The 17,222-nt window shown below is 46.6% G+C and carries 15 protein-coding genes and 1 pseudogene; 5 read left to right on the forward strand and 11 right to left on the reverse strand.

The features are described 5' to 3' along the window. Nucleotides 1-119: 119 nt before the first annotated feature. Complete coding sequence (locus tag ACYCS5_RS06480; RefSeq protein WP_230585119.1) at nt 120-989, reverse strand: COX15/CtaA family protein; 870 nt, start codon at nt 987-989, stop codon at nt 120-122. A 279-nt stretch (nt 990-1,268) separates the two neighbouring features. Beyond that, on the reverse strand, nt 1,269-1,613 hold the full coding sequence (locus ACYCS5_RS06485) for a thioredoxin family protein (protein ID WP_025723593.1): 345 nt from the start codon (nt 1,611-1,613) through the stop codon (nt 1,269-1,271). A 239-nt stretch (nt 1,614-1,852) separates the two neighbouring features. On the opposite strand from ACYCS5_RS06485, the gene ACYCS5_RS06490 reads away from it, so the two are divergent. Beyond that, nucleotides 1,853-3,142, forward strand: a complete 1,290-nt coding sequence (locus ACYCS5_RS06490; protein WP_029518215.1) for a DUF2515 family protein — start codon at nt 1,853-1,855, stop codon at nt 3,140-3,142. Nucleotides 3,143-3,159: 17 nt separating this feature from the next. Here ACYCS5_RS06490 and ACYCS5_RS06495 read toward each other — a convergent pair whose 3' ends face one another. The 7 genes from ACYCS5_RS06495 to ACYCS5_RS06525 all read right to left on the reverse strand — a co-directional run bounded on the left by ACYCS5_RS06495 (nt 3,160) and on the right by ACYCS5_RS06525 (nt 12,310). After that, the gene (locus ACYCS5_RS06495) at nt 3,160-4,794 is read right to left on the reverse strand and encodes a putative polysaccharide biosynthesis protein (protein WP_029518214.1); all 1,635 of its coding nucleotides are present in this window, start codon (nt 4,792-4,794) and stop codon (nt 3,160-3,162) included. A 138-nt stretch (nt 4,795-4,932) separates the two neighbouring features. Further along, a complete protein-coding gene (locus ACYCS5_RS06500; protein ID WP_023990190.1) occupies nt 4,933-5,412 on the reverse strand; it encodes a DUF456 domain-containing protein in 480 nt (159 codons plus the stop codon). Nucleotides 5,413-5,463: 51 nt separating this feature from the next. Next, a complete protein-coding gene (locus tag ACYCS5_RS06505; RefSeq protein WP_029518213.1) occupies nt 5,464-6,213 on the reverse strand; it encodes a Cof-type HAD-IIB family hydrolase in 750 nt (249 codons plus the stop codon). A gap of 82 nt (nt 6,214-6,295) precedes the next feature. Further along, a complete protein-coding gene (locus tag ACYCS5_RS06510) occupies nt 6,296-8,374 on the reverse strand; it encodes a peptidoglycan D,D-transpeptidase FtsI family protein (protein WP_459760977.1) in 2,079 nt (692 codons plus the stop codon). A 180-nt stretch (nt 8,375-8,554) separates the two neighbouring features. Continuing rightward, the gene (locus tag ACYCS5_RS06515) at nt 8,555-10,639 is read right to left on the reverse strand and encodes a peptidoglycan D,D-transpeptidase FtsI family protein (protein WP_341039981.1); all 2,085 of its coding nucleotides are present in this window, start codon (nt 10,637-10,639) and stop codon (nt 8,555-8,557) included. 20 nt (nt 10,640-10,659) lie between these two features. Then, nucleotides 10,660-11,811 carry a transglutaminase domain-containing protein gene (locus tag ACYCS5_RS06520; RefSeq protein WP_264217538.1) on the reverse strand — a complete coding sequence of 384 codons (1,152 nt, stop codon included), beginning with the start codon at nt 11,809-11,811 and terminating at the stop codon, nt 10,660-10,662. A gap of 16 nt (nt 11,812-11,827) precedes the next feature. After that, a complete protein-coding gene (locus ACYCS5_RS06525; RefSeq protein WP_029518209.1) occupies nt 11,828-12,310 on the reverse strand; it encodes a hypothetical protein in 483 nt (160 codons plus the stop codon). A 223-nt stretch (nt 12,311-12,533) separates the two neighbouring features. On the opposite strand from ACYCS5_RS06525, the gene ACYCS5_RS06530 reads away from it, so the two are divergent. The 3 genes and pseudogenes from ACYCS5_RS06530 to ACYCS5_RS06540 all read left to right on the forward strand — a co-directional run bounded on the left by ACYCS5_RS06530 (nt 12,534) and on the right by ACYCS5_RS06540 (nt 14,467). Beyond that, complete coding sequence (locus tag ACYCS5_RS06530; RefSeq protein ID WP_459760978.1) at nt 12,534-13,703, forward strand: MFS transporter; 1,170 nt, start codon at nt 12,534-12,536, stop codon at nt 13,701-13,703. 184 nt (nt 13,704-13,887) lie between these two features. Continuing rightward, nucleotides 13,888-13,956: pseudogene (locus ACYCS5_RS06535) on the forward strand (YjcZ family sporulation protein); the annotation flags it as partial. Nucleotides 13,957-14,122: 166 nt separating this feature from the next. Next, a complete protein-coding gene (locus ACYCS5_RS06540; RefSeq protein WP_029518206.1) occupies nt 14,123-14,467 on the forward strand; it encodes a toprim domain-containing protein in 345 nt (114 codons plus the stop codon). Nucleotides 14,468-14,556: 89 nt separating this feature from the next. On the opposite strand, the gene cyoE is transcribed toward ACYCS5_RS06540, so the two are convergent. Continuing rightward, entirely contained in the window at nt 14,557-15,501 is a 945-nt protein-coding gene (gene cyoE, locus ACYCS5_RS06545) for a heme o synthase (protein WP_013311855.1), read from the reverse strand. A 203-nt stretch (nt 15,502-15,704) separates the two neighbouring features. On the opposite strand from cyoE, the gene ACYCS5_RS06550 reads away from it, so the two are divergent. After that, nucleotides 15,705-16,688: a metal-dependent hydrolase gene (locus tag ACYCS5_RS06550; RefSeq protein WP_039272715.1), complete on the forward strand. Its 984-nt coding sequence runs from the start codon at nt 15,705-15,707 to the stop codon at nt 16,686-16,688. A gap of 254 nt (nt 16,689-16,942) precedes the next feature. Here the strand turns inward: ACYCS5_RS06550 and ACYCS5_RS06555 are convergent, their stop codons facing one another. Further along, the gene (locus ACYCS5_RS06555; RefSeq protein ID WP_013311857.1) at nt 16,943-17,164 is read right to left on the reverse strand and encodes an alpha/beta-type small acid-soluble spore protein; all 222 of its coding nucleotides are present in this window, start codon (nt 17,162-17,164) and stop codon (nt 16,943-16,945) included. Nucleotides 17,165-17,222 lie beyond the last annotated feature (58 nt).

A 17,222-nucleotide genomic window follows, 5' to 3' on the forward strand; every position in this document is an offset into this window, starting at 1 on the left:
CCTCCTAAGCAAATCAAGCCCTCGAGAAACTCGTGGGCCTGGTTTGTTTCTTATATGCTATTATACGTGTTTAAACGCCACTTGGGCAAAAATCCGCTTCACTATGATCTATGAAATGCTTAGGTACGTTGTGCTTGGGTCGGAACAAGCTTGCGATCCGGTGACAATTGCCATACACGATAGCTCAGATAAGCCAAGATGGAGAACAACGATGCAATCACCAGCATATGCCCCAGCACGATAAACATGTAGATTTCAGGTCTGTTGACGTACAGCAAGATAATTCCAATCACCACTTGAAGCAGGATTAACAAGACCGATACAACACCCAATATACGGATGTCCCGGTGATTCGGGTGATAACGGTATGCGTAGTGACCCACAGCCAAGATAATGACGAACAGCAGACCGGCTGAAATCTGATGAAGCAACAGTGGAGATATGAAGCCTCCAATATTTACAACCTTCTGGATGACCGAGTGACTAAGCAACGCCCCTGAATAGACAGCAATATAGGTATAGATCGTCGATAGCCATATAAAATTACGAAAGCCCCGACTGACAGGCCCAGGAATCAGACGCGGAGTGTGGCGTGAGTCCGCATGCTCCTGCCAGGCCCCCAGCGTCATCATAGTCGCACTGGCAAAAGCGATAAGCGCAAAGCCAAAATGCAGTCCCATGACCGCAGCTGATTGGGAGAATATGACAGCCAACGCCCCCATTGCACCTTGTATGATCACAAACAAGAGCGTGAGCAGCGAGAATAGCTGTAAATCCTTTCGATGCTTCATAAACAGCAAAAAGCCAACAAATGAGGCGATAGAAAGAATCCCGGCCATGGCACTGACGGAGCGGTGAGAGAACTCAATAAGGGATGCGATCGTATGTGCCGGAACCAGCTTACCATTGCATAGCGGGAATTCCCGGCCACAGCCCAGACCCGAATCCGTCCGCGTCACAACACCTCCACCGAAGGTAGCCAAAAACATGACAATACATGTTACGAGTGCCAGCCATTTTAATATTCTAATTTTGTTATTCAAATTCACCCGTATCCTTCCAAATATAATATTTATTCACTTTATATGTTGTGAAATGATCACTTATAGTAATTATAACTGATATATCGTTCCTTGACATACGAGCTTTGTTGACAAAATGTGAACGTGTTCGTGAGAAAGCCGCCCCCTTGAAAGGAAGCGGCTTTCTGAATGTCTTGATGTTTAAAATTCAATTTGGAACCTTCATGTATGCATGTACAGCATTCATTATTTTGCCAAGCTCGCATGGACTTCAACAGCCCGATCCAAAAATTGCTCAATCTCCTCGCGGGATTTGCGCAGTCTGTTCACCAGACGTACCAGTTCTCGCCCTTCACTGTAAGCGATAAAGCTAGGAATCCCCAATACATTCTGCTCTTGACTGACGCTTTCGGCCTGTTCTACATCAATCTCAATTAATGTAAGCTTATCTGCATATTGTTGTTCCACATCAGGCATGAACGGATCAATGAAATGACAATCCCCACACCAGTCCGCCTTAAATACAGCCACCGTTACGCCCGGAGTGGATATTGCCTTATTAAAGTCTTCATGAGAGACGATTTTTTGCATGGATGATTCCTCCTTAAATTCTTTTTATACTGAAAAGATTGCACTTTCTATTGTAACGCCAAGTGAAGCTTTTGCACACTCCCCCATTCTGCTCACATGCCGATTGGAAGCCCTCTCATTGAGGCATACTAAAGATATACTTAAGAATCCACCACATAAACGACGACATCCTAACAGCATACCCAACTTACTTGGCAGGATACGGGGATGCTTGCAGTTGGAAAGGAGGTTATTTAGTCATGTCTCTTACCGAATGGCTCCATACGGCATCTCGACAGCTTCAGGGAGGGCTAAAGTTACTGGGTTCCGTTCCCCGTGTTGCTGAGGAAGCTTGGGAAGGCAAACGGGCAGCCTGGACCGAATCCCGCAAATTACGCTACCCCTTGCGTGAACTAGCGTGGGATTATCATACAGCACAGGCCGCTATGAATGAAGCTGAAGCGTTAATGTTGGTGAACGGACCCGCTACGCGTCCCTCTTCTCTGAATATGCCCTTATGCGAAACAGACTGTGAGCTGCTGGAGCGGATCAAGAACGATACAGCACAGGAGAATCGCAGCAACGTTACCCGCACTGCTGCTTACCTTGAATGCTATCGTGGCTACCCGGAGTTACACTGGGCATTACTGGCCCACCTGGTTTCTCGTAATGGCGGCTATCATATGACCGATCTGAAAGGGGGACTGATTGACAACCTATTCGGCGAGCAGGAAAAGGAATGGCTGTATCGGCTACTGGAGCGCTGTAACGCCCTTATTTTTCAAGACGCTTATCCGCAGTTGCAACTTTACATGCACAGCCGTCATTTAGGTCGGAGTTGCTTTCATTTGTTGCCTTATTTTCACGTTTCGCCATTCATGAAGCCCTTTTGGGAACGTTTCTGGGCATGGCGTGATAGCTCTCTGTTGACTGTGGCGCTCATCATTAATGAACAAAACTATATTGAAGGACGTGTGGTAAAAGATCCGTATTTTCAAAAATTTGTGACACACAAGCCGGGCTTTTATTTGCATGACTGGCTCCAGCTTAATCAGGTTATATTTCCACTTGGGCTAAACGGTGGGCTTGCTGGACTAGTGATGGAGCGTTTCGGCCATTTGGACGAGCGGATCGGCTTTGGCAAAAGTCTCTATGCTATGCTCTTCGGCCATCAGCAGGTGCTGGACCAGGCATCAGCATTCGCTAACAGTGTGCCGCATACGGGTTCACGCAGCGACTATTGGCCTGGACTATTCACCCCGAATGAACAAAAAGCGTTGCACTCTCCAGATGAAAGTGCAACGCTTTTAGCACATGAATGGCTACCGCCAGGACAACGTCTGTACAGCCCGGAGCTGAACGCCGTCTGGTCCGATACAACTTATGATCCAATCCCCCGGTATGACTGGTTTCAGGACGGCTCCACACTTGGGCATCTAAGCGAACCAAGGCGACCGCTGTTATTTGCCATGCGCCACGAGCATCGCCATGGCATACAAAAAACAGCAATGGCCCACGTTGCCCATAACAGCTTGCAACCTTTCCACTGAAAGACTGGAGAGCTCTTTTAGCCTCGCTGTCCTGTGGACTCACGCTGTAGGCGCATTAACGGACGTAGTACCTTTTGCAACATACGTGGGTAGTTGCCCAGCTCGTCCCTGCGCAATACGCGCAATACAACCAGCAACACCAAGTAGCATACCAGTACAGTCGCTCCGGCAATGCAGCATGCGATGAAGAAGGCTACACGCGCAGGCATCAGATGCACCAGCAGAATACAGGCTTCATTTACACCGTATCCGATAGCTCCTGAGACGACGACTGCGGTTAAGAAACCTGCCCAGCGACGGCCCATGATGGAAAAGGAGACGATCCCTTTAAGCACACGCAAATTCAGCAACGTGATCACGAGGAAACATAATCCGGTTGCGGCAATGATCCCGTAAATCCCAAGCCAACCAGCCAGCAGCCAGCTCGCTGCAAACTTGACGACGATCCCGACCATGACATTAACCATTGAAATACGCGGCTTGCCCATACCGATCAATATCGAATTAGAAGTCATCATCGTAATCTGGAATATCGTTCCGAGTGTCAGAACAGCGATGATACCACTGCCTCCAAGCGAGCTGAACAGTAAACCATTAATAGAATAGGCGGTCACACATAAAGCCAGCACAATCGGCATTCCAGTCAAAATAGAGATACGCAAAGCCAGCGTCATCTGATTTTGTAAATGCTGCTCATCCTTACGAGCAAATGCCGCTGAAATGATCGGAATGAGCGATTGGCTGAGCGCAATGGCCAAAATCGGCGGAATTCCCGCCACACTCTGTGCCCGAGAGCCTAGATAACCCAACTGAGTAGTCGCCTGATCCAACCCCACTTGACCAGACAGCAGTCTCACCACAATCGAGGTATCAATAAAGTTGACCGCCGGAACGGTCAGAGACGACAATACAATCGGAATGGAAAGCTTAAAAATATCTTTGTAAATGCGCATCATCGGTAGCGCGGAGCTTTCCTCTTGGAATTGATCTTGACGATCCTGTCGATCCTGACGACGCAATTTTACCGTGTAGTACAACATGACCGCCAGAGCGCCAAGACTTCCCATGACACCCCCAAAGGAGGCCCCAGCTGCAACCTCGCGATCTCCATAACCCAGCTTCAAAATAATAAAAGCGAGTATAATAGCGGTCGCTACCCGTGCAACCTGCTCCACGATTTGTGAAATACCGCCTGCGGTCATATTACCGCGCCCTTGGAAGTATCCACGCATCATAGCAATGGCAGGGAACAGCAGTAATGCTGGTGCCAAAGCCTGAATGGCCAAAGCGGATTGCGGAACCCCTGCTACATGCTCGGCAAAATAAGGCGCTCCAAAATACAGCAGCGCTGTAATGATAATGCCTGCCGCAGCCGCGAATATTAAAGCTGCACGATACACACGTCGCGCTTCCGAAGGCCGATCCAGTGCATAACGTTCTGAAACCATTTTGCTCAACGTGCTTGGAATGCCGGCCGTAGCCACCGTGAGCAGCATCAAGTAAGCGTTGTTCGCAATGGTAAACGAGGCGTTCCCGACGGAACCGAGCAGATGCTCCAGTGGAACACGCTGTACCAGACCAAGCACTCTGGCCACCAAGGCGGCAGCGGCTAAAATAAGCGTACCTTTAAGGAATGTTTCTTTATTGGACAAAATGCGTTCCCTTCTTTCTTGCTGTTCACACGCATGCAAAAGCCCCGCACAAACTGTCATGGCCTGAGCCATCACCGGTGCGGAGCCGCATGTCGATTCTGTCTCTGCAAATCATAATAAATGATAACGAATCTCGGGTTATAACACCCAAATTAAGAATACAATAATCATGGCAAGCTGCAAAATCACTTTCATCACGGTGCTGGTAAAAAGGCCTAACACAGAGCCAAAGCCCACTTTAATAGCTCGGTCCAGCGGGGCTTTGCTTATCAGCTCACCTAGCACAGCGCCAATAAATGGTCCCAAAATCAGGCCAAATGCCGGAATAACAAAGGGGCCAATAATAATCCCGATAGTACTCAGTATCGCTGACAGGCGCGAGCCACCAAATCGCTTAACTCCCCACGCATTCACAGCATAATCCGCAACAAAAAGGGCAACGACGATTAGTGTTTGTATAATCCAAAACAGTGCATTGTATGGAGCAAACGAGAAAAACCAGCCGTATACAAAAAATGCAAAATAGATGGCGAGCGCCCCCGGCAATACGGGATATACCGCCCCGGCCATGCCCACAATGAATAGCACAATAACAACAATCCAGCCTACAACGTCCATGGGCCTCCTCCTTCTCGTCCATTCATCCTGCTAGCTGCATCATTCGTTTTATTACACAAGCACATAATCACGGATCACTTCTACAATGCCGTCGTCATTGTTCGAAGCCACGACCACATCAGCGGCTTCTTTAACCGTATCCTGAGCATTCCCCATGGCTACGCCCAGTCCAACCGCTTGAATCACAGCCAGGTCATTCAGACTGTCGCCAACGGCAACCACCTGCTCCAGAGTAATGCCAAGCAGGTCGCACACTTCAGCGATTCCACTGGCCTTGGATATACCAGCTGGGTTAATTTCCAGATTCGTCATTGAAGAATTGGAGATTTCAAGTCCACCCATGTCCTGAAGCTTCAGCAAAATTTGGTGGCGAATTTCGTCATTTTCCGTATTATAACCGAATTTAAGCCATTCCTGTGTGTCCAATGTATTCGGCCAACGATCTCTGTTATATAATTCCTCCGTTGAGTAAGCCCAGAACCAGGAGCCTGTTTCTACAGCAATCTGGTGCATCTTACGAACGAGCTCCTTATCAAGTAAATAACGACGCCACAACTCGTGGGGTGATTTCCACACCTCACTGCCGTTTACGGTTACCATTGGCGTCTCCAGGCCGAGTTGCTGACCGTAAGGCAGAGCATGCATCGCTGCACGTCCGGTGGACAAGCATACATGGATCCCTTCCTGTATCGCCTTGTTAATCCAGTTAATCGTTTCCAAGGAAATTTCATGATTATCATTCAGTAAAGTTCCATCCATGTCGAGCGCAAGCAGTTTGTATTTATATTGGTTCTCTCCCATAGTGTCTCTTCCTCCTGTATGTCCCTTATGTCCAACGACATTTTACCATGAAAAAGAGAAGCCCACAAAAAAATTCAAGTCCTCACTTTGCTGCCAGAGGCTTTTTAGGAGTACCATCTAGCCCATATACTTCGTCATACGCATCAAATATTTTACGCGCAACCGGTCCCGCGCTCGTCGCACCAAAGCCCCCTTCAGGAATGATGACCGCTACTGCCAGCTTCGGATTTTGACGGGGAGCAAAAGCGATGAACACCCCGTTATCTTTAACCGTACGTCCCACCACCTGCTCGGAAGTCCCCGTTTTACGGGCATAATCGTAGGGAAATCCGTTAAAAGCTTTAACATCCGTAGCCATACCCCGAATCACTGTATTCCAGTACGTATCTGAAAAAGCGACCTCATTCAGTACCTTCGGCTTAAATTCACGTACAAGATTCCCCTGATCATCTACAATTTTGCTGACCAAATGAGGTTGCATACGCTTGCCCTTTGTTGCCAGTACAGTCGTATACTGGGCTAGTTGCATGGCTGTATACTTTCCCTGCTGACCAAAGGATGCCTGTACCAAACGTGTCAACGCACTTTCCTTTTTGCTCGTATACTCGAGTCTGCCTGCCCACTCGCCCGGCAGATCAACTTCAGTCGGTACGCCTAATCCAAATTCCTTCATATACTTGTCCCATACGTCAATTCCCTGATGCACCCCTGCATTACTTCCGTATTTGCCATATAGCGGCTTGCCGATCATATCCACCATAAACGTATTTGACGAGACCTCAATTGCCCTGCTAGGTGTCAAAGAACCATACACATGTCCGCTAGAGTTCCCAACCCGGCTGGAGCGATTTTTGCCGTAGTACGCACTTCCCGTATCCAGATAAGTTTGTCCGGGAGAAAAAAAGTTTTCCTTCAACCCGATCAGCACGGTCAGTGGTTTAATGGTTGAACCCAGAAGAACCGAGGATTCTGGATGTGGACCCGCTTTTCCGCTAGGTACAGATTTAATGGTCCCATTTCCCATTTTATGCTGGATTTCGTCATATACCGAAGGCGAGGTACTCCCACTTTTCCATACATTAGAGTCATAATCCGGCATACTGGCCATTGCTACGATATTTCCGGTCTCTACCTCCATCGCTACAGCGAAGCCAGTGGTCGCGTCTTGATGAAGCTTCCCCGATACGGCATGAGTATGAAGCCAGCGAAGCTGATCCATAATGGCCTGTTCGGTTTTCTGCTGAATTTCCTTGTTGAGGGTGGAATATAGATGATGTCCTTTTTCCGGTGGAGTAATGGATTCAATGCCCTCCGGCATGCTGCGCGGATTGACCTCTACCGTTTTATATCCGTTTTTTCCTCTCAGCTCGTCCTGATACTGAAGCTCCAAGCCATCATATCCAACCGTTTCACTTTCCGAATACACCTGTTCCGGTCTTAGGACCTCCGAATTCGCTTCATAGAGCTCTTTATATTTGGGTCGGTTCGTTCGAGCTCCTTTGAACTTGTACATATATCCAATCGTTTGTACCGCCACCCGATCCGGGTCATAATGGCGTACACTTTCTTCTACAACCTCTACACCAGGGAATTCTGTCCGATGCTCCAGAAAATAAGCGATTTCCTCCCGACTCAAGTCGGATTTGACCAATCGCGGGGTAAATCCCCTAAATTGATTATAGTCCGGGTCCAGTCGCTTTTTTATTTCCTCTGCATTAAGTTGCTCCCCTTCGGTATGACCCAGTTCGTTTAATTTGGCAGCAAGTTTGGTAGCAAAAGCATCGAGCTCAGGGAGCAGCTTTCCCCCCGGCTTGCGGTCTTTCTCCGTACGTTTGCTATAATCCTTAGATAAAGTTACATACAAGGACTGTACTGAAGTCGAATACGCCAGCTTAACCGTACCTGTAGAGTCATAAATCGTGCCGCGACTCGGGGCTAACGGGACATTTTTCGTATTTACGGATTGCTGCTGCCCTTTCAGCTCCTCCGATTGTACAAACTGCAATACAGCCAGTCTGGTAATGATCAGGGCAAACAGCACAAAAGCACCAAAAAACAGTAGGTTGGTTCGTAAAACCGTCTGTTTTTTTCGCGACCCTTCATTCTCTTCAACATTTTTCTTTTTAAATGAAAACTTTTTATCCAAACTTCCTCTGTCCATATTAGCTGGTCATTACTCCTTTCAGTTAGGTTTTTATATTCCTGATCCTACCATATCCAAAGCAATAAACGATGAATTCCCAGATGACAATTTTGTAAGAAAACGTAGAAAAAGCATAAAAAGCTTCCCGCAGCCTAAAGGCTAAGAGAAGCTTTCATGAAATGATATCGTATAAAATGATTATGGCTGTTTGGTAGTGTTAGGATCGGTTGCTGTGGCATCCTTTTTCTTAGGTACCCCATCCAATCCATAAACTTCATCGTAGGCATCAAAGATTTTACGTGCCACAGGTCCGGCGCTCCAAGCCCCGAAGCCTCCTTCCGGTATGACAACGGCTACGGCCAGCTTAGGATTCTGACGTGGTGCAAAGGCGATAAATACTCCATTATCTTTCAATTCTCTGCCTACACTTTGCTGCGATGTCCCCGTTTTGCGAGCAAAGTCGTAAGGGAAACCTTTAAATGCGCTGACATCTGTTGCCATCCCGCGTATGACTTCATTCCAGTAGGCATCCGGAAATTTTACTTCATTTAGTACTTTCGGCTTAAACGTTTGAACTACATTGCCGTTGGTATCTTTAATTTGACTGACCAAATGCGGCTCCATCCGTTTACCCTTGGTAGCCAATACTGCTGTATATTGTGCAAGCTGAAGCGTTGTATATTTACCCTGCTGACCAAAAGAAGCATATGCAAGTTTAGATAATGAAGACTCTTTCGAATTATGAGCATACTCTCTGCGTCCAGACCATTCACTTGGTAAATCTACACCCGTAGAAACACCTAGTCCAAATTCCTTCATGTAGCGGTCCCATACATTCACACCTTGATCTTCCTTGGCATTATTAATGTATTTGTTGTACAATCTTTTGCCCACCATATCGACCATAAATGCATTGGAGGAATGCCGAATGGCAGAAGCTGGGTCCAACCCGCCGTACACATGACCCGAGGAATTCCGAACTCGTGACGAATTATTACGCCCAAAGTAAGCCGCTCCTGTATCCTGGTAATACGATGAGGTACTGAATAGATTTTCCTCCAGTCCTACTAACACAGAAAGCGGCTTAATGGTGGAGCCAAGTAGGACAACCGACTCTGGATGTTGACCTGATTGGCCCGATCCAAAGGAGCGAATAGTACCATTCAAGTATACATTTTGTATTTTTTTATAATTATCGCTAGATATATTTCCGGTCTGCCAGTAATTAGCATCATAATCCGGCATACTAGCCATCGCCACCACATTTCCTGTATCCACTTCCATAGCCACAGCAAAGCCTGTTTTAGCATAAGGATGGGTCTTGCCAGATACAGCGTGTGAATGGAGCCATCTCAATTGATCCATAATAGCATCTTCCGTTTTAACCTGAATTTCTTTGTTAATCGTAGAATATACATTATTTCCTTTTTGCGGAGGAGTAACAGAATCTACACCTTCCGGCATATTGCGTGGATCAATCGGAACCGTTTTATAGCCATTTTTCCCTCGTAACTGTTCCTGATATTGATATTCCAGTCCATCAAAGCCAACAGATTCGTTATCCATATAAATGAGGCCCGGATCATTTTCAGCTGACATGGATTTTTGAATATTCTTATATTTATCCAACGTTTCACGCGCACTTTTATAGCTTTTAATGTAGCCAACCGTTTGGACAGCTACCGTATCTGGATCGTAATGACGTACCGTTTCCTCTACGACATCTATGCCCGGGAACTCACTCTTATGCTGCATAAAATAGGCCACTTCATCTTTGTTAAGATTCGTTTTAATCAGACGCGGCGTAAAACCGCTAAATCGCTGATAGTTACGGTCCATAGCGTCCATAATTTGCTCTGCCGTCATTTTCGGCTCATCTTTATTCCCATATTCAGCAAAGCGATTCGCCAGCTTCTGTGTCATTTTCTCCAGCTCAGGCAATAGCTTTTTGTCATTATCACGCTTTTCTTCCATACCATCACTGTAGTTCTTGGAGAGCGTGATATACAGCGATTGTACAGGTGTAGAATACGCTAGTCTGTTCTGCCCGGTGGAATCATAAATCGTTCCGCGAATCGGCGTAAGTGGTACATTTTTGGTAACATTACTGGCCTCCTGCTGCTTGAGCTGAGGTCCATCCACGAATTGAAGTATCGCCAATCTTACAATGATGACTGTAAATATAATGAACGAGCTGAAAAAGAACAGATTGATCCGAAAGCTGAATCTTTTTCGATCAGACGTCCCATTGTCTGTTCCCTGCTCGTTGTCTATCTTTCTCATGTGCCCTTTTCCACTCCTTATTAAATCACTTTATCCTTGATATGTGTTTGGGCAAAACCAGGCGGATTAAACCAGTCCCCACTTTGCGCCCAGGTCGGGTCTAGCGGTACCCACTGATTCTGTCCGCTCAAATATACCTCATTCCAGGCATGGGACCCGTATCCTCCCTGTCCGTTGTACCCAAGGCCTGTCACCACCTTGACCTGTAGCCCCTGCGAACGAGCCATCATTGAGTACAGGCGGGCATAATCAATGCACACTCCTTTACGTGTATCAAACGTATCTCTAGGAGTCTGTTCATGCCAGTCACCACGTTGCTCATAGGCTTCCACCTTACTGTAATCATAGCTAATACGGGTGCCTACCCATTCATACAACGCTCTAGCTTTTTGCTCGTCACCGCTAGCCCCTTCTGTAATCTTGGCCGCTGCCTGAACGATATCGCTTGGAATGTCCCGGTCGATTATTTCATATTTGCGCTGCATGATGCCATTCAGTTCCTTGGTAACAGCCTGCGTAAATACGGGCAGCTTATCCTTAATCAGAGTCCCGGACAACGGTTCAATAACCGATTGCGCACCTTGCTTATAAATCGGTGAAGCTTGTACGTAGCTGCTAAACCCGCTGTCTGGGTACAGACTAACGCCTATGAACAGCAGGGCTATGATCATCATGGCGCGAGCTCCACCAATAAGGGTACCTATTCCGGCCCCTGCCACCCTGCTGAAAAAGCCCGATTTTTTTGGATGCTCATGGAGGGAGGAATCTGATTTTCCACCTACCATCAACACATAAATGGCACGCAGTATAAACTGGGCAATAGCATAACTGAGCATGAACAATACGGCGAATCGCAGCAGCGGAAAACCCTCTATCCCCGCCACAAGCGTATAATAAAATTGCTCAATCCCGCTTAGTTTTCGCTGTGGCAAATGCTCCATGTAAGCTGCCAGCCATTGTTGCACCTTCGGTGAAAGCCACATGGCTAATCCTAGCGAGCACAAAATACCCGCTACAGTCAGTATGCCATCCACAATAAGACTAAACAGCGCCCCTACAGATCTGGAAGCTCCTCGTCTCCAGCCCTGAATCAACGACAGCAGTACAATGACAATTAAAAACACCGTCACGCCATTCCAATGAAGAATAGGCTCCAGCCAGGATGGTTTCATTGTGTTCCTCCTGTCTCTACGGCGACTGTGGCGACTGTGTTACAGCCGAGCCTTTCGCACCTTCGATATATTTCTTGACGGTATCGCCCATACTCCACTCGCCCAGCGACATCCCCTGAAACCATACCTTGACCTTGTCACCATCAAATGGACCTTTCACTTCCAAGTTGGAGCTGGTTACCGAAAACGTACCATCCGCGTTGGATGTGTATTGGGCATCCCGTCCCTCTTTGATCATCATGTTCAAGGCCTCGCTCTGAACCTTGTTAATCGCATCATCCTTTGCCTGAGTAACGACCTTGCCGACCTGTTCAAAGGAAATGCCACTGTAGATAAGCAAGCCTGCAATTACGACGATGACAATCAGCCATTTTATGAGAGTTCTTACAACCTTCAATATGACTAACAATAGGACAAGCCCAATTAATATATACAGCCAATTATCTTGAACAATCTGCCAATTATGTTCCAAAAACTCTCTCCAGACGCCCTTATCCATTTCGCTACACTCCCGTTTTCAACTACATGATTCGAATTGCAAAATTGTCTCTGTAATTATACATGATTACGCAATGTCCTGTCAGCTTAGGTCTTATACATACCTTGTCTTTCAATTCTTGTCCATACAAAGTGGTCTATGTTCGTCTAATCCAGCGTACAACTTAGGAAGGGCCAATACGAAGTAACATGAAAGTTTACATTAGGGAAAGGGGGTCATTCACATGAAAACAGCCCTCTGGCTGTATCTCTTTTTGTTCATTGCCTTTTTTGATCTGCATGCGCAATATCCTATTTTGACGCCATTCGCCATCTCTCTGGGGGCAGCTCCTACCTTTATCGGTTGGATGATGGGGATTTACTCTCTGACTCACCTGCCTGGCAATTTGATGGCAGGTCCCAAAGTCGACAAACACGGCAGTCGCCGATATATTATGTTCAGCCTGACAGCTGCAGGCCTGATCCTGATCATTCAATCGTACATCCATACACCGTGGGAATTACTTTTTCTGCGTGCGATTAGTGGCTATGTGTTGGCTTTTTTATCTCCAGCCTGTCTGGCCATGCTGGCGCAACTGTCTGATCATCCGGTTACGCAGGGTAAATATATGTCGGGGCATGGTGTCGTCCATACGTTGGCCTCTGTTCTGTCTCCAGCCGCAGGCGCATTTATCGTAGCCAGTTTTGGCTTTAGCGAGACATTTAGTTCCCTTGGCATCATTCTCGTAATCACGGGGCTTATGGCTTATTTCACCTTACCCAAAAAAGCACCCGCTCCGCAGGCCCAATTATCTGATGGTCATACGACACCTGCTCCACTCTCGGCAGCACAGACGCGGTTACCATTCAATTGGCGCTACCTGCTTTTACCTTTTGTTTTGGCGTGCGCACAAGGCATTTTATTTTATGAGATCCCATTACGAAATAACGGTTCTGCGTCCATGATGTCCACCGGATTGCTTTTTTCCATCATCAGTTTGGGAGCACTCTGTACGCTTAGTTTGCTTTTTCTGAACAAATATTCACCGATGGTCAGGCTACTTTGTGGCATTATTCTGATGTCTTTAAGCTTCTATGCACTCGCCACCACGCCCGAAGCGACAATAGGCATCATCCTGTTTATTTTGGGAACAGCCAAAGGCATCATTTTTCCAGCGCTGGCCTCTCTCTTCATACGAATTGGAGGTGCTCGATTGGGCAAAACCTTTGCCCTGCAATCCATTGCAACGTCAATCGGCTCCTTTGCCGGGCCTGTACTGGCGGGTCAGCTTCCGGATCACATATCCCCTTTTTTTATCGCATTTCTGATTCTGATGGCTGGCCTGCTATTCGTTCCCGTTAAGCACATATCTCCGACGCCGCCACTGTCTGCCACAGGACCTTATCATTCCTAGCTAGTCTGAGGCAGTGGGTATGCTAAAATGCTATCTTTAAAGCCCAAAATGCCGTTCCAGAGGGCAGATGCACAGTACACTATACCCCTATCCACATAGACTATTTTGACTGAACATTCACTAATAAAGGGAGGTGCAGCCTGTGAGCCACTGTCATCCTGTAAGCCCTTGCCCTGTTTTTGGAACTTCAACTGGCACCATTCTTGTTCTTTATATTCTGCTCGTCATCATTCTCCGTACTTGCTGGTTTTAATGTCTAAATTGCCCTAACATGTTGTCCCTTGTACCCATGCCTGCCACTTCTGGCAGGCTATTTTGTTATTTTTTGCATGAGAACCCTATTTGGAGCTACACTATACTCATATTCTTCATTTCCCGGGGAATTTCGAGCATATGTATCAGACAAGGGGTGAGCTTAAATGGCGATAACCGTGATCGTCGAAGGGAAAAATGACCGCAGCAAACTTCGCCGATTACTTGACCCGGAGGTTCACATTTTATGCACCTTCGGCACACTAAACTCTATAAAACTGGAATCCCTCCACAAGCGAGCCAAGCACGACGAAATATATTTATTTATGGACAATGACAGCTCAGGGAAAAAAATAAGGGGTGTGCTTGCAGACTCTTTTCCAGATGCCTACCATATGTATACCCGCAAAGGATACGCTGGCGTAGAAGGGACTCCAGACGAATATGTGATCGCTCAATTGGAAAAAGCAGGATTGGAAGAATACATTATATACCCGCCACCTGTTCTTTAGTCTTGAATAACAAAAAAGGCTGTCCTCAGGCCGCTTTCATGCCTGTTGGACAGCTATATGGTGTACTATAAAATGCCTCTAAAATGACATTAGAATTTATGAACCGTATCGACGATCATCAGCAAGAAGCTGAGTGTCAGATGGTTAATGGAAAAGAAAAATACTTTTTTGGCCCAGGAATCCGTTTCTTCTTCCTTAATCGTAAAACCTTTAAAGGCATAGAATGCCCACAGCACGGACAGTAACACGGACACGATCATAAAAATCATACCGGCATATCCATAAGCATACATAAGGATGGGTACCGGAATCAGCAATACAATATAAGGAATCATCTGAATCTTTGTCCGATGGATACCTTTTACGACTGGCAACAACGGAAATCCTGCTGCGCGATATTCCTCAACTCTGCGAATAGCAAGTGCCCAGAAGTGAGGCGGCTGCCATAAGAACAGGAGAGCGAATAAAAGCCAAGCGCCCATATCAATACGACCCGAAGCGGCCACATAACCAATTACAGGAGGCATTGCACCAGAAATACCGCCGATGGATGTACTCCATGTAGATGAACGTTTTAACCAAAGTGTATAAATACCGACGTAGACGAACATACCAAGTAATCCCAGTAATCCTGCCTTTACACCAGAGAAGAAGAATAGAACAGCTAACCCGACAACACCCAAAATAATAGCGTATGACAACACCGTTGTAGGGGTCAGACGCCCTGTTGGCAGTGAGCGATTACGTGTACGTTCCATTTTCAAATCCAGCTCACGGTCAAAATAGTTGTTAAAAACACATGAAGATGCCATAACCAGCATTGTACCTAAAAGTGTAAGAATTAGCTTTATATAGTCAACGTCCCATTGCGATGCTAACCAAAAACCACCAAAGGCTGCAACCAGATTGGTACGAAGGATGCCTGGCTTGGTAACTGTAATAAAATCTTTCCAAGTGCCCGCTTTGCCGGGTGGTTTAGATTTTACAGAATAGGTAGCCGCATCCGAAGAAGTCTTATAACTTATATTATCCATTGTGAGTAACTCCCCCTTAGAGATGTATGAATTCGGGAGTAAGTTGAACTCCGATATAAATTTTATCATATACCTACCCTAAAAAGTTTGACAGAAAACGCACAAAACGTTCACAATTCCGATGGCAAATCGCCCCTGCTGATCGTTTACAGTAAATTTGGGTAGTAATAAGTACAGGAAACAATACAAAAGGAGCGACAGATATGGATACAGCCACACACTTTGTCATGGGAATCGGATTGGCCGGTCTGGCCTACACTGACCCTGTCGTCGCCGGAGATCCAAAGTTGGCCGCAGTGGTGCTGCTCGCTACAGTTGTAGGGTCACAAGCTCCGGATTTTGACACTTTGCTTCGGTTGAAAAATAATGCAGCCTACATTCGCAATCACCGTGGACTGTCGCATTCAATTCCCTTCTGGTTGATATGGATCTTGTCCATAACAGGGCTAATTTGCCTGATCTTCAGAGATGTGCCCCCAGGTCATGTAGCATTATGGGTAACGATTGCCGTCTGCCTGCATGTATTCACAGATTTATTTAATACGTACGGAACACAGGCATTCCGGCCGTTTACAAACAAGTGGATATCTTGGAATATCATCCATATTTTCGATCCCTTTATTTTTGGCACCCATGTTGCTGCGATTATGCTGTGGATCACCGGATTGATTCCACCCGCTCCCTTATTTATTACGCTGTACGTCATTATTGGCCTGTATTACATTTGGCGAACCTGGAGTCATTTTATAACCAGAAAAGCGGTACGTAATATGGACAACGAGCGTCAGGAGGGCGACAATTATTATATCATTCCCACCGTATCATGGAACCGGTGGCATGTGGTAAAAGCTCATCAGAATGGAAGTTATGACATTGGCGGATTAAATGGCTCGCACTTATTTTGGACGAAACACGCAATTCCATCCACACATCCTGCCGTAGAAGCATCCAAATCCTATCGCGATGTGCAGGCATTTCGCTATTTCTCCTCCTTTGCTGTTGCCGAGGTGGAAGAACTGGAATGGGGCTACATTGTGCGATGGGGAGACGTGAGGTATCGACACCGGAGGCAATATCCATTCGTGGCTGTGGTCGCGATGGATAAGCAGTTCGGGCTGATCAACAGTTATATCGGATGGCTCAGTGACGAAAAGATGCAAAAACGCCTTTCCCTGCATACGAATTAAAACTGCTTACAAGCTAACAACCAGCCTTATGAACAAGAGACAGCAAGTTCCCCCTTAATCTGGGAGCTTGCTGTTTTTTTGGCCATTCGCGCCAAAAATCACATCTCATGAAAGCGCCCTCTTGACGAAGCGGACTTGCGTGATTCACAATGGTCATAAGCCATGCGTAAAAAAAATCCGGAGCATGATCGCTCCGGATTTTCTTCATGACAGTTGCTCATAATACAGCTTCCAAGATGGAGTGTTTATGTGTATTACTGCAAACGGCTGCTGCCCGACAAGGATTGTTCTGCTTGTTGGACTAGCTTTTTCGTAATATATCCCCCAAGAGAACCTGTTTCGCGGGAAACAACATTACCGAAGTAACCGTCCTGAGGGATGGTGATGCCAAGTTCTTGAGCTGCCTCATATTTTAATTGTTGTAAAGCGGCGTTGGCCTGCGGTACTTGCAGGTTGTTTGAACGACGTCTGCTCATATTTGAATCTCCTTTCAGTTCTTTGTGAGTGAGGTTCATTGCAAGCTTGCAAGATTAT

The organism is Paenibacillus sp. SEL3, assembly GCF_054602585.1.